The 12,745-nt window shown below is 77.1% G+C and carries 12 protein-coding genes; 5 read left to right on the forward strand and 7 right to left on the reverse strand.

All coding sequences use genetic code 11. From position 1 onward, the window contains the following. Window positions 1-73: 73 nt before the first annotated feature. Together HDA31_RS22605 and HDA31_RS33145 are read right to left on the reverse strand one after the other, a co-directional pair. Window positions 74-1,111 carry an expansin EXLX1 family cellulose-binding protein gene (locus tag HDA31_RS22605; RefSeq protein WP_246384461.1) on the reverse strand — a complete coding sequence of 346 codons (1,038 nt, stop codon included), beginning with the start codon at window positions 1,109-1,111 and terminating at the stop codon, window positions 74-76. Between the two features lie 69 nt (window positions 1,112-1,180). After that, on the reverse strand, window positions 1,181-2,014 hold the full coding sequence (locus HDA31_RS33145) for an O-methyltransferase (RefSeq protein ID WP_178063677.1): 834 nt from the start codon (window positions 2,012-2,014) through the stop codon (window positions 1,181-1,183). A 115-nt stretch (window positions 2,015-2,129) separates the two neighbouring features. Between HDA31_RS33145 and HDA31_RS22615 the strand changes: the two genes are divergently transcribed. The 4 genes from HDA31_RS22615 to HDA31_RS32455 all read left to right on the forward strand — a co-directional run bounded on the left by HDA31_RS22615 (window position 2,130) and on the right by HDA31_RS32455 (window position 5,508). Next, on the forward strand, window positions 2,130-3,197 hold the full coding sequence (locus HDA31_RS22615) for an LCP family protein (RefSeq protein ID WP_178063676.1): 1,068 nt from the start codon (window positions 2,130-2,132) through the stop codon (window positions 3,195-3,197). 108 nt (window positions 3,198-3,305) lie between these two features. Next, entirely contained in the window at window positions 3,306-4,616 is a 1,311-nt protein-coding gene (locus HDA31_RS22620; protein WP_178063675.1) for a sensor histidine kinase, read from the forward strand. Next, window positions 4,604-5,266, forward strand: coding sequence for a response regulator transcription factor (locus HDA31_RS22625; protein WP_178063674.1), 663 nt, complete (start codon window positions 4,604-4,606; stop codon window positions 5,264-5,266). Before HDA31_RS22620 ends, HDA31_RS22625 begins: the two co-directional genes overlap by 13 nt. After that, the gene (locus HDA31_RS32455; RefSeq protein ID WP_178067141.1) at window positions 5,263-5,508 is read left to right on the forward strand and encodes a DUF4253 domain-containing protein; all 246 of its coding nucleotides are present in this window, start codon (window positions 5,263-5,265) and stop codon (window positions 5,506-5,508) included. The genes HDA31_RS22625 and HDA31_RS32455 overlap by 4 nt, the downstream gene beginning before the upstream one ends. Window positions 5,509-5,536: 28 nt before the next feature. Here HDA31_RS32455 and HDA31_RS22635 read toward each other — a convergent pair whose 3' ends face one another. From HDA31_RS22635 to HDA31_RS22655, 5 genes are all read right to left on the reverse strand, one after another. Then, the gene (locus tag HDA31_RS22635) at window positions 5,537-6,658 is read right to left on the reverse strand and encodes an endo-1,4-beta-xylanase (RefSeq protein ID WP_178063673.1); all 1,122 of its coding nucleotides are present in this window, start codon (window positions 6,656-6,658) and stop codon (window positions 5,537-5,539) included. Between the two features lie 97 nt (window positions 6,659-6,755). Continuing rightward, window positions 6,756-7,925: a polysaccharide pyruvyl transferase family protein gene (locus tag HDA31_RS22640; protein ID WP_178063672.1), complete on the reverse strand. Its 1,170-nt coding sequence runs from the start codon at window positions 7,923-7,925 to the stop codon at window positions 6,756-6,758. Next, window positions 7,915-9,273, reverse strand: a complete 1,359-nt coding sequence (locus HDA31_RS22645; protein WP_178063671.1) for a lipopolysaccharide biosynthesis protein — start codon at window positions 9,271-9,273, stop codon at window positions 7,915-7,917. The genes HDA31_RS22640 and HDA31_RS22645 overlap by 11 nt, the downstream gene beginning before the upstream one ends. Before the next feature lie 91 nt (window positions 9,274-9,364). Continuing rightward, window positions 9,365-10,225 carry a glycosyltransferase family 2 protein gene (locus HDA31_RS22650; RefSeq protein ID WP_074473663.1) on the reverse strand — a complete coding sequence of 287 codons (861 nt, stop codon included), beginning with the start codon at window positions 10,223-10,225 and terminating at the stop codon, window positions 9,365-9,367. Further along, window positions 10,191-11,678 (reverse strand): hypothetical protein, encoded by a 1,488-nt coding sequence (locus HDA31_RS22655; RefSeq protein WP_178063670.1) that lies wholly within the window; start codon window positions 11,676-11,678, stop codon window positions 10,191-10,193. Before HDA31_RS22655 ends, HDA31_RS22650 begins: the two co-directional genes overlap by 35 nt. A 146-nt stretch (window positions 11,679-11,824) precedes the next feature. Between HDA31_RS22655 and HDA31_RS22660 the strand changes: the two genes are divergently transcribed. After that, on the forward strand, window positions 11,825-12,682 hold the full coding sequence (locus HDA31_RS22660) for a glycosyltransferase (RefSeq protein WP_246384460.1): 858 nt from the start codon (window positions 11,825-11,827) through the stop codon (window positions 12,680-12,682). Window positions 12,683-12,745 lie beyond the last annotated feature (63 nt).

Here is a 12,745-nt window from a genome sequence, read left to right on the forward strand (position 1 = left end):
GTCGGCGTGTCGGGTAGCGGAGCCGGCCACACATCCCGCCCCGGCCAGGTGGGGACGCCGACGAGGCTCCGGGTCAGTTGCGGCAGCCGGCGGCGGGCGCTTCGGCGGCGAGCGGCACGACGGGCGTGTCCGGGGCCGACGGGCCGGCTGAGGCCGGGGCGGCCGACGGGGACGGGCGGGGCGACGTCGCGCGGGGCGACGGCGAGGCGCTGGGCCGGGGCGACGCGGAGCGCGTGGCCGGTCGGCCACCGCCGGCCGTCGCGCCGCCGTACATCCTGACCGTGCCGCGCTGGACCTGCCCGGGCGTCAGCCGGACGCCACCGGCGGTGACGCGGTGGCCGTAGACGTCGGTGACCCGGATCGAGAACGGGCCGGGGCCGACGCCGGACTCGACCAGCCAGTAGTTGTAGTCCTGCCGGTCGGCGGCGCGCCACCCGCCCGAGTCGCCCTGCCGCACCTCCACGGCGCGCAGCGGGTTGCCGTGGTCGGCGACCAGCACGGCGAACCAGTACCGCGAAGCGCCCTCCTTGATCCGGAACGCGAGCGGGCCGGGCAACGGCGGGTCGACCACCGCGCGGTAGCTGACGGAGACGACGCCCTGCACCGGGTCGGCGATCCGCGCGAACGCCTCGCGGGAGAGGTCCAGGTGGCCGGGCGCGCACTCGGGGCACTGGTCCATGACGAGGACCCGGACGGTGCCCTTCGGGCCCGTCACGTCGAGGTGGCCGCCGCAGGCCGCGCCGGCCGCGTACTCCGACGGGCCGAGCGCCACGTAGAGCCGGTTCGCCGGGGCGCTCGGGTAGGAGCAGTTGCCGCCCGCGCCCTTCGAGTCGTAGAACGTCGCCTTGCCCTTGTGGACGGCCCCACCGACCGGCGGCGCGGCGGCACCGGGCGCGGCGGCCGGCGCGGCGAGGGGGCCGGCGGCACGGGGCGGGGCGGCGCAGGCGGGGGTGGCCCCGGCGCGCAGGGCGAGGGTCAGGCCGAGGACGCCCGCGAGGACGGCCACCCCGCCGGCGGCGAGCCAGCGGGACCGGCCGGGGCCCGGGGCGCGGCGGCGGCCGGGGCCGCCGGCGGGTTGGGGGGCGTCCGGGGGCGCGCTCGCGTCGGTCACGCCGGTCGATGCTGCCGGACCCCCGGCGTCGGGGACAAGCCGGCTAAGCCAAAGCTAAGACGCCGGGCGTCACCAGGCGACGCCGATGCCGTCGCCCGGATACCAGTGCCGGGCCGGGGTCTCCCGGTACGCGAGGAACCGCCGGCCGGTGCGTTCGGCGTGCTCGGCGAGGACGTTCGTGGCGGTGACGTTGTCGGTGAGCAGCAGCGCGCCGGGGGCGAGCTTCGGCTCGACGGCGTCGAACTCGCGCCTCTCGTGGGCGCGGCTGTGGTCGCTGTCGTGCAGGAAGAGGTCGACGGGCCGGTCGAGCGCGCCGATCGAGGCGACGGAGTCCCCGACCACCAGGTCGACGACCCCGGACCAGGGCGCGGCACGGGCCAGGTAGCCGGCCTCGGGGTTGATGTCCAGCGAGGTGACCCGGCCGGGGTGGCCCTCGGCGGCGTTGCGCAGCAGGGCCGCCGCCAGCACGCAGCTGCCCAGCCCCTTGTCGACGCCGGTCTCGACCACGTGCGCGGGGCGGGTGGCGCGGACCATCGCGTACCAGCCGATCCGGCGGGCGTAGCGGACCTGGCGGTCGGCCAGGCCCCGGCGGGCCGCCCCGGCGGTGGCCCGCTCGATGTGCCGGCGCAGCTCGTCGTCGCCCTCGATCTCGGCGAACCAGCCGCGCACGCGGGCCACCGGCACGTCGCAGACGACGCTGACGAACCAGGACAGGTGGTGCCGGCTCAGCCCGGTCAGCTCGTACGTGTAGTTGTGGTGCTCCCGGGAGGTGACCAGCCAGCGGGCGGAGACGCGCAGCACCCTGGCGTCGTGCCGGGCCACCCGGGCGAGCCGCTTGGGGAAGGCGGCGACCGGGGCGAGCCGGGTGCGGGCGATGGCCCGCCGGAGCTTCGTTGCGTCCACGGGAGGGTTCTACCAGGTCCAGGGAAACGACGGGTGGCGAACTTCACCGTCGCCCGGCCCTGGACCGACCGGAACGGGCACGTGCGGGGCGCGGCGCGTCGATAGCATCGCCGCCATGTCCCGTCCCGAGCAGGCCGCCGCACCGACCCCGGGCGACCCGTCCGGCCCGCCCGCCGCAGCGTCCACGCCGTCGGGCGTCGGGGCGCGCCCGAAGCGCCGCCGGTGGGGGCGGATCGCCCTGGTGGCGCTGCTCGCCGTGGTGCTGCTCGGCGCGGGCGGCGCGGTCGCCGGGGCGCTGTGGCTGCGGTCGGTGGAGCGGGGCGTCGACCGGGTCGACGCGTTCGCCGAGGTGCCGGAGCAGGAGCGGCCGGCGACGGTGGCCCGGGGCGCGCTGAACGTCATGGTCCTGGGCAGCGACTCGCGGGACCCGGACGGCACCCAGGGGTCGCGCACCGACACGATCATCGTGGCGCACCTGCCGAAGGACCGGTCGAGCGCCGAGCTGATCTCGATCCCCCGGGACACCTGGGTCCCGGTCCCCCGCTCGGCGGACGGCCGGCACGGCGGCCGCGAGGCGAAGATCAACGCCGCGTACGCCTGGGGCGGGGTGCCGCTGATGGTGCGGACGGTGGAGCAGTTCACCGGCGTCCGCATCGACCACGTGGTGCTCGTCGACTTCGCGGGGTTCCGGGAGATCATCGACGCCCTCGGCGGGGTCGAGATCACCTCGGAGAAGACGTTCACCTCGATCCACCCGCCGTTCCGCACCTTCCGGCAGGGGCCGCAGCTCATGGACGGCGAGACGGCGCTGGACTACGCCCGGCAGCGCAAGCAGTTCGCCGACGGCGACTTCGCCCGGATCCGGCACCAGCAGCAGGTCATCAAGGCGATCCTCGACCGGGCCGCGTCCGGCGGCATCCTCGCCAACCCCGGCCGGCTCAACGCGTTCGTGCGGGCCACCTCCGACTCGGTCTCCGTCGACCGGGGCATGTCGCTGCTGGACATGGCGACCCAGCTGCGCGGGCTGCGCGGCGGCAACCTGTTCTTCTTCACCTCGCCCAGCCGGGGCACGGGCACCGTCGGCAGCGAGAGCGTCGTCTTCGCCGACGACCGCCGGGCGCGCACCCTCTACGACGCCGTCCGCCGCGACGCCGTCAAGGAGATCGTCGCCGCCGGCTCGTGACCGCACCGACGGAGAGGGTGGACCGGCCGGAAAAGGTGGGGCTGGGCCTACCTGTGGAGTGGACCCAGCCGGCTGGGCCGGCCGCAGCCGCCGCCCTAGCGTGACGGCATGACGACGAACCGACCCCTGCACCTGGCGGCGGCGCTACGCCGCCCCGGATACCTGATCTCCTGGTGGCCCTGGCGGGCCCTGGCCTACGCCGGCACGACCGTCCCGGTCGCCGGGGCGCTGGCCCTCGGCCTCGGGGTCGTCGTGGCCCCGGCGGTGGCGGTGCTCAACGCGGCCCGCCAGGGCCGCCCGGTCGAGCTGCCCGTCGTCGTCTTCCTCGCCGTGGCGGGGCTGGCCCTGGCGGCCGTGGCCCCGCTGGTGAGCGCCCCGGTGGCCGGGTTCGAGCGGTGGCGTCTCGGCGTGGTCGACTCCCGCCCGCTGCCCGCCCGGCGGCCGTTCTCCGGCGACGTCGTGGGCAGCCTGGCCGCCCGGTACACCGACGCCGCCGCCTGGCGGGAGGTGGCGTACGCCTGCTGGCTGGGCACGGTGGTGCCGGTGGCGTACTGGACGTTCGCCGTGCTGGCCCTGCTCGACCTCACCCTCCTGGCGAGCCCCTGGTTGGTCGACGGCACGGACGACGTGATCGTGATGTGGACGACGGTCGACACGCCCCGCGAGGCGGCGCCGTACGCGGTCGGGGCCGCCCTGGTCCTGCCCGTGCTCTGGTACCTGGCCGGGCTGCTCGTCGCCGGCCAGGCCACGGTCGCCCGCCGGCTGCTCGCCGGCCCGCCCGCCGAGCCGGCGGCGCTGCGCGAGGTCACCCGCTCCCGGGCCCGCCTCGTCGACGCGTACGAGGCGGAACGCCGCCGCATCGAACGCGACGTGCACGACGGCGCGCAGCCCCGGCTGACCAGCCTCACCGTCCAGCTCGGACTGGCCCGGCTCGACGTGCCCGACGACTCGCCGGCCGCCCGGCCGCTGGCGGTGGCGCACGAGCAGGCCAAGGAGCTGATGGTCACGCTGCGGCAGATCGCCCAGGGCATCCGCCCGCAGCAGCTCACCGAGCTCGGCCTGGCCGGCGCCGCCCGGCAACTGGCCGGCGAGGCCGCCATCGGAGTGGAGGTGCGCGCCGACCTGCCCCGGCCGGTCCCGGAGCCGGTCGAGACCACCGCCTACTACGTGGTGTCCGAGGCGCTGGCCAACGTCGCCTCGCACGCCGACGCGGCCCGCGCCGAGGTGCGGCTCACCCAGACCGACCGCCACCTCGTCGTCGAGGTCGAGGACGACGGCCGGGGCGGCGCGGACCCGGCCCGGGGCACCGGGCTGACCGGCCTCGCCGACCGGGTCGCGGCGGCGGACGGGCGGCTGCTGCTGGCCAGCCCGGCCGGCGGCCCCACCCTGCTCCGGGTGGAGCTGCCGTGCCGCCCATGACCCGCGTCGTGCTCGCCGAGGACGAGGTCCTGCTCCGGGAGGGCCTCGTCGCCCTGCTGGGCCGGTTCGGCTTCGAGGTGGTCGCCGCCGTCGGCTCCGCGCCGGCCCTGCGGGACGCGGTCGAGGCGCACCGGCCGGACCTGCTCGTCACCGACATCCGGATGCCGCCGCGCCACCGCGACGACGGGCTGCGCGAAGCGGTCGCCCTCCGGGGCGGCCGTCCCGGGCTCGCCGTCGTGGTGCTCAGCCAGTACGTGCAGTCCGAGTACGCGTCGGCGCTGCTCGACAGCGGCGACGGCCGGCGGGTCGGTTACCTGCTCAAGGACCGGGTGGCCGACGTCGCCGAGTTCGCCGGGACGCTGCGCCGGGTCGTCGACGGCGGCACCGCCATCGACCCCGACGTGGTCCGGCACCTGCTGCACCGCCCGCGCGACCCGCTGGCCGCCCTGACCGCCCGGGAACGCACGGTCCTCGCGCTGGTCGCCGAGGGCCACTCCAACGCGGCGATCGCCGCGCGGCTGCACGTCACCGAGGCGGCGGTCGGCAAGCACGTCGGCAACATCCTGGCCAAGCTCGACCTGCCGCCCAGCGACGACACCAACCGCCGGGTGCTGGCCGTCCTGGCCTTCCTGCGCGGCACCCCGTCCTGACCGGCTCCGCCCGGGTCGCGCCGCCGGGGGGCCGGGACCGTCGGCCCCGCACCGTCGGGGTCGGCTTCGACACCCTCCAGCTCAGTGTGGCCGCCCCGCCCACCGCCGCCGGGCACGCCCTGCGCGTCGCCGCCGAGCACCTCGCCTTCTGCCCCGACAACGTCCGGCAGGGCAGCGGCTCGCTGGCCGCGTACGCGGAGGAGATCCGGGGCAGGCAGAGCTGGTCGTTCTGGTGGGACTGACCGCCGGCGGCCCCTCCCCCGGGGGGCGTCAGCCGCCGGTGCGCCGCCGCGCCGCCAGCTCGTCGAGCAGCGCCGCGTGGGCCGGCTTCGGCCGGAAGTCGGCGTCGAAGAGGCAGGCCGCGCCGAAGCCGACGTGATAGCCGGGGATCCAGCTACGGGCGTCGGTGAACCCCCACACGGTCACCGCCGCGCAGGCCGCCACGTCCAGGCAGGCGCGCAGCACGTCCCGGTACACCGCCGCCTGGCGGCGCAGCCCCTCCGCCGTAGCGGGGAGCCGCACCCGCACGTCCAGCTCGGTGACGGCGACGCGCACGCCCAGCGCGGCGAACCGGCGCAGGTTGCCCCGGACGCCCTCGGGTGGGCGTTCGGCGTCCAGGTGCCCCTGGAAGCCCACCCCGTCGACCGGTACGCCGTCGGCGCGCAGCCGCCGCACCAGCTCCAGCAGCGCGTCGGCCTTCGCCGTCCGCCCCTCGGTGCCGTACTCGTTGACGAACAGCCTGGCGTCGGGGTCGGCCTGGCGGGCCCAGCGGAACGCGTCGGCGACGTAGCCGGGGCCGAGCTTGCGCAGCCAGAGGGTGTCGCGCAGGGAGCCGTCCTCGGCGAGCACCTCGTTGACCACGTCCCAGGCCCACACCCGGCCCCGGTAGTGCGCGACGACGGCGGTCACGTGCCGGCGCAGCACCTCCCGCAGCCGCTGCGCCGGCCAGTCCGGGGAGACCCAGTCGGGCACGTCGTTGTGCCAGACCAGGGTGTGACCGTAGACGGCCTGGCCGTTGCGGTGGGCCAGGTCGACGATCTGGTCGCCGCCGGCCCACGCGTACACGCCGGGCGACGGCTCCAGGTTGCGCCACTTCATCGCGTTCTCGGCGGTGACCGCGTTGAACTCGGCGGCCAGGACGCCCGGGTAGGCGGGGTCGAGGTTCAGGCCCCTCGGGTCGACGGCCGTGCCGATCAGCGTCCCGGGCGGGGCGAGGCCGCGCAGCGTGCCGGCCGCCGACGGCGTGTAGGCCGGCGCTGCCCGGGCGGCCCCGTCCGGGTCGCCAGCGCGGCCGGTGCCGACGGCGGCCATGCCGGCGAGCAGCACGGTGGCGACGACCAGCGCCGCCGCCACCAGCAGGCCGGCGGCGGTGAGCGGGCGCGGCCGAGTCACCGCCGGAACCGGCCGAGGTCGGGTGGGCGCGCCGGCCACGGCCCCGGCGGCGGCGTCGGGGTGGGGCGGCGACGCCCGATCGAGGCTCCGGCCGCCGTCACCCACGGGCCCAGGGCGCCGCCGAGAAGTTGCGCCGGGCGCGCTCGGCGTAGATCGCCCGGGGCAGCTCCGGCACCTCCTCGGTGGTGAGCAGGCCGGTCAGCGTGCGGGTCACCGCCGCCGCGTCGCCGGGCACCGCGGGCGTGCGCAGCGCCGCCGGCTGCCCGATCTCGTCGAGGAAGTCGTCGCACTTGCGCTGGTACGGCACGAGGGTGAACGGTACCCCCGCCAGGTACGCGAAGACGGCCCCGTGCAGCCGCATGTGCAGCCCGAGGTCGCAGCGCTTCATCTCGTCCCAGCAGGCCCGCACGCCGTCGCGGGCGGTGACGACCCGCACGTCGCAGTGCCCGGCGACGGCGGCCCGCAGCCGCTCGCCGACCCGCTCGTCGCCGTGCAGCGGGTGGGTGTTGAACACGAACACGGTGACGTCGACGGGCTCGGCGCGCACCAGCGCGCGCACCCCCTCGACCAGGGCGTCCTCGCGGCGGCGCACGTCGGCGTCGGCGGCCTCGTAGTCGACGCCGAGCAGGGTCACGCCGAGGCGGGCCCGGCCGGTGGGACGCGGCCGGCGCGGCGGGACCGGCTCGCCGAGCGCCTCCGGCAGCAGGCCGGCGAGGTCACCGGCGGGCACCAGCACGCCCGGGTAGCCGGCCCGTTCGAGGACCTCGGCGGAGGCGATGTCGCGTACGCCGATGAAGGCGACCCGGCGCAGGACGCGCAGCAACCGGCGCTCGGAGGCGGCGGAGACGAACGGGCCGACGGAGACCCCGACGGCGGCCATCGGATGCCCGGACACCCCGGAGAAGAGCGAGAAGACCTTCTTCTCGCTCAGCGGCCCCATCTCGCGGAACACGGAGCCGCCGCCGAAGACCAGCATGGTGGAGCGGCGCAGCAGGGCGGCCTTGTTGAGCACCCAGCCGGCCCGGTCGGCGGTGCCGCGCGAGCGGTACCAGCGCGGGTCCATGCCGGTGCGCTCCGGCGGCAGGTCCACCATGGGCGGCGCGGCGAAGACGGGCTCCTCGGCTCCCCAGTAGACCCGGGTCGCCCAGTCCATCACGACGCAGAAGGCGTTGTCGCCGACGTTCTCCATGCCGTAGTAGCCGACGACCAGGGGCCGACGGGCCACGGCGGCCGGCGCGGGACGGGTGGGGGCCGGTTCAGGACGCACGGGGAGCCTCCCTGCTCAAGCGCCTGCGCAGGTCGCGCCAGGTGGGCAGCGGGGCGTCGCCCACGACGCCCCGTCGGGCGGCGACCCAGAGCAGGCAGCAGAGTACCGCCTCCGCCAGCACCGTCGCCCCGGCGGCACCGCGCACGCCCCACGCCGGGACGGCCACCGCCAGCGCCGCCAGCAGCACCACGGCGCCCACGGCCTGGTACACCACCTTGCGGCGCAGCAGCCCGCCGCTGGTCAGCAGCGCGGCCACGGCGGCGCCGCCGAACCGGAACGGCACCGCCAGCGCCAGCACCGCCAGCACCGGCGCGGCGTCGCGGTATTCCGGGCCGAACACCACCGGCAGGGCCACCAGGCCGCCGACCGCCACCGCCGCCGCGACGACCACGCCGAGCGCGACCATCCCGGCGCTGCCCCAGCGGTACGCCAGCAGCACCGCCTCGGCGTCCGAGCCGGCCCAGCGGTGCAGCTTGCCCAGCAGGTACTGCTGGTAGACGACCCGGGGCACCAGGTAGACGGCGGTGAGCACGGCCATCGGCACGGCGAGCAGGGCCGCCTCCGCCCCGCCGAGCAGCTCGGCGGCGAGGACCGTGCCGAAGTGGATGCCGAGCAGGTAGCAGACGTTGCCGAGCACGTACGGGGTGGCCGCCCCCAGCAGCTCGCCCAGCCGGGGGCCGGCGTCGAGGCCCCCGACCGGGACGGCGGGGCCAGCCGGGACGACAGCGGGGGCCGGGACGGCGGCGGGGGCCGGGTGGCCCTCCAGCGGCATCGCGCCGCGCCGGAACTCGCGGGTGGCCAGCAGGCAGGCGGCGACGGTGGCCACGGCGACGACCGCGTACCCGGCCGCCGCGGCGACGACCGACAGCCCGGCCGCCCAGACCGCCACGGTGACCAGCACCCGGCCCAGGTGGGGGGCCAACTGGAGGGCGGACAGGCCCCGGTAGTCGCCGCGCAGCTGCCGCACCGAGCCGGCCAGCGCGAGCGCCGCCTGGGCCGCCACGACGGTGGCGAGCAGGGCCCGCACCGCCGCCGTGGCGTCGGGCAGCTCGGCGGCGCTCCAGGCCAGCACGCCGAGCAGCAGCGCCGCGCAGGCCGCGCCGGCCAGCCGCAGCGACGGCCCCACCCACCGGTACGCCCGCGCGCCCTCCTGCCCGAACACCTGCAACCACAGCTCGGAGACGCCGAACACGGCCAGCGGCGCGGTCAGCGACACCACGGCCAGCACGGCGGTGAACGAGCCGAAGTCCTCCCGGGTGAGCGTGCGGGCGAGCAGCACCTGGCTGCCGAACGCGGCGACGGTGACGCCGGCCTGGCTCAGCCCCAGCAGGCCGACCTGGGCCAGCATCGTGGCCGCCCGACCGCGCCCGGGCCTCGGGTGCGGCCCGGGGCCGGAGTCCGGCTCCGGGCCGCGCCGCGGTTCGCCGCCGCGCCCGGCGTCAACGGCCGAGGCTGACAAGCCACTTCCCCGTCTCGCTGAGGGTGCGCAGCGCCTTGATGCCCAGCGCCACGCCGGGCGTCCGCGACGGGCGGTACATGTCGACCAGCCGGAACCAGAAGACCAGGCCGCCGAGGCGGCCCCGGGTGATGTTGCCGTCGTGCCGGCGGAACCGGACCACCGGGTGGGGCAGGTGCCGGGGGTGCACGCCGGCGCGCAGCGCCCGCAGCATCAGCTCCACGTCCTCGAAGAGCCGGAAGCTCTCGTCGTACCCGCCGATGCGCTCCAGCACCCGCCGGTCGATCGTGGTGCCGGAGTGCTTGAACGGCAGCCGGGGGCGGGTCAGCACGCCCAGCAGCATGGTGCGCGCCGACGTGTATTCGGGCAGCCGGATGCGCCGGGAGGCGTCGCCGCGCACCTCGTGGTAGTCGACGTAGACCCAGCCGCCGCCGGTGGCGGTGAGCAGGTCGTGCAGCCGGCCCAGCGCGTCGGCGGAGAGCTCGTCGTCGGAGTCCAGCACCGTGATGTAGCGGCCGGTCGCGGCGCGCAGGGCGACGTTGCGGGCCCGCGCGATGCCGCTCGGCGGCAGGCTGAGCACCCGGACCCGCCGGTCGGCGGACACGCCCGCCTCCGCCAGCACCCGGGTGACCGGGACGGCCGAGCCGTCGTCGACCACGACCAGCTCGAAGTCCCGGTGGTGGTTGGCCAGCACGCTGCGCACCGCGTCGACCAGCAGCTCGGCGCGGTCGCGGACCACGATGCAGACCGAGAACGTCGGCACCACGGCCGCGTCGTCGCCCGCGTGCGCCACCCCGTCCGCGTCGTGCTCACCCTGGACGGACGCCGGCAGTGGATGCCTCATCGAGCCGCCCCTCCTCCCCCCGTTCGACCTCGGCCGCGACCGTGGCGTCGCCCGGCGACGCGCCCGCCGCGCCGCCCAGCGACAGGATCACCAGCTGCCCGAAGAGGAACAGCCACATGAAGTACGGGTACGCCATCGGCTTCTGGGTGAGCCCGAAGAGCACGAAGACCGCGTAGAGCACGCCGAGCGCCCAGCGCTGCGCCGGGTCGGCGCACCGCCGCCGGACGACGACGTGGAGGCCGGCGACGATCCCGACGACCGCGACGAGGCCGACGACGCCCCAGACGACGAGGATGCGCAGCAGGTCGTTGTGCATGTCCCACGGCTCGTAGCCGAACCCGAAGAGCCAGACGTCCGGCGTGGACCGGTGCAGGACGCGGGCCACGTCGTTCCAGATCGCGCCCCGGCCGTGCATGAACGTGTCGGAGCGTACGTCGAGCGAGCCGACCTCGGTCAGCGCCACCCCGGCCCGGTCCCGGACGGTCTCGCCCGCGAGCGCGACGGCGACCCCGCCGGCCGCGACCAGGCCGGCGGCCACGGCCACGACCCGCCGCCGGCCGACGCGGGTGCCCAGCGCGGCCCGCAGGGCCCCCAGCCGCCGCGCCTCGAAGGCGGCCACGATCACCAGCAGGCAGCCGATGGTGAGCCGGTGCAGCGACACCGCGCCGGTGGCCACGAAGAGGCCGATCAGCGCGTAGCGGCGCAGGGGCGTCAGGCGCAGCCGGTCGCCGGCCGCCCGGAGCCGGTCGCCGAGCACGTAGCAGAGGAACACCGAGAACATCAGCAGCCGCCCGAGCGACATCGGGTGGTAGTAGCCCCCCGACGCCCGGCCGATCTTCTGGCCGGGCAGCTCGAAGTAGAACGAGTAGGGCACGACGCCCACCACCTGGAGCCAGGCCAGCGCGCAGTGGACGACCGCGCCGGCCAGCACGACGGCCGCCACCCCGGCCAGCCGGCGGACGGGGAACCGGGCCGGGCTCATCAGCGCCATCCCGATCAGCGCCGCCGGGGCGAAGCTGACCAGCAGCCGCACCGCCTCGGCGGGGATCGCCGAGGCGGGGTCGAGCCGTGGACCGTAGATGGGATAGCGACGGATGTCGAACAGGGCCAGCAGGTCGGCGCGCGGACCGGCCGCCAGGTAGCTGAACCCGGAGACGACCAGCAGCAGGGCGAGGGCGAGCAGCATCGCCAGCACGGGGCGCGGCGGCAGCCGGCGGGCCGCGAGCACCGCCGCCGCGAGGGCGGCCAGCATGCAGCCCGCCCCGACGGCGCTGAGCAGGACGCCCAGGTCGACCCCGCCACCCGCGTCGCGCTCGCCGATGTCGAGCAGGGGCTTGACCGCGATCAGCGCCAGCGCGGCGGTGGCGAGGTGGCCGGCGGCCCGGTCGAGCCGCTCCGGCGTGCCGCCCGCGAGCCGGGGGCCGGGGGCGGTGAGCGGCGTGGGACTGTCCACCTTGTCCAACCGTCGGTAAGGGGCGAAACACCAGGACGATACCAACGCGGGGGCCCGTCCGCTGACCCCGAGGCCGCCCGGCGGGGCGCGCGGCGACGCGACCCCGCCTTGCCGGCGCGGCGGCCCGTCCGGCAAGCTGGTCAGCCGTGCCGAGCCCCCTGCCCCGCCCCGTCCCGATCGGTGTGGTCATCGCCGCCCACGACGAGGCGAACGTCATCGGCGGCTGCCTGGACGCGCTGCTCGCCGACGCGGGCCCCGGCTCCGGCGTCGAGCTGGACATCGTCGTGGTGGCCAACGGCTGCACCGACGACACGGCGCGGGTGGCCGCCGCGCGGCCCGGCGTACGGGTGGTGGAGCTGGCCGAGGCGGGCAAGGCGGCCGCGCTGAACGCCGGGGACGCGGTGGCGCGCGGCTTCCCCCGGTTCTATCTGGACGCCGACGTGGTCCTCGGCCCCGGCGCGCTGCGCGCGATGGCCGCCGCGCTGACCGCCCCGGTGGACCCGCCGCTGGCCGTGACGCCCCGCCGGGAGATGGTCACCGCCGGCCGGCCGCTGCTGGTGCGCGCCTACTACGCCGTCAACACCCGGTTGCCGATCTTCGCCGACGCGCTGTTCGGCCGGGGCGTGCTGGGGGTGTCGGCGGCGGGACGGGAGCGCTTCGACCGGTTCCCGGCCGAGATCGCCGACGACCTCTTCCTGGACTCCCGGTTCGCCTCGGCCGAGAAGCGCGAGGTGTCGGCGGTGGCGTCGGTCGTGCAGACCCCCCGGACGCTGCGGGACCTGGTCCGCACGCTGGCCCGGGTGCGGGCCGGCAACGCCATGCTGCGCGCCTCGCACCCCGGGATCCGCCCGTCGGTCCCGTCGTCCTGGCTGCGGGACGTGGTGCTGCCCCGTCCCTGGCTCGCGCCGGCCGCGGTGGTCTACGTGGCCGTCACGCTCGCCGCCGCGCTGCGCGCCCGCCGCCACCCGCGCGGGGCGTGGGGCCGGGACACCTCGACCCGCTGACCGGTCGACGCGACGGCGTGCCCGGCCCGACGCCCGCCCGGCGCGGCGGCACGGGGCACGACC

This window comes from Micromonospora carbonacea (genome assembly GCF_014205165.1).
Taxonomy (GTDB): domain Bacteria; phylum Actinomycetota; class Actinomycetes; order Mycobacteriales; family Micromonosporaceae; genus Micromonospora; species Micromonospora carbonacea.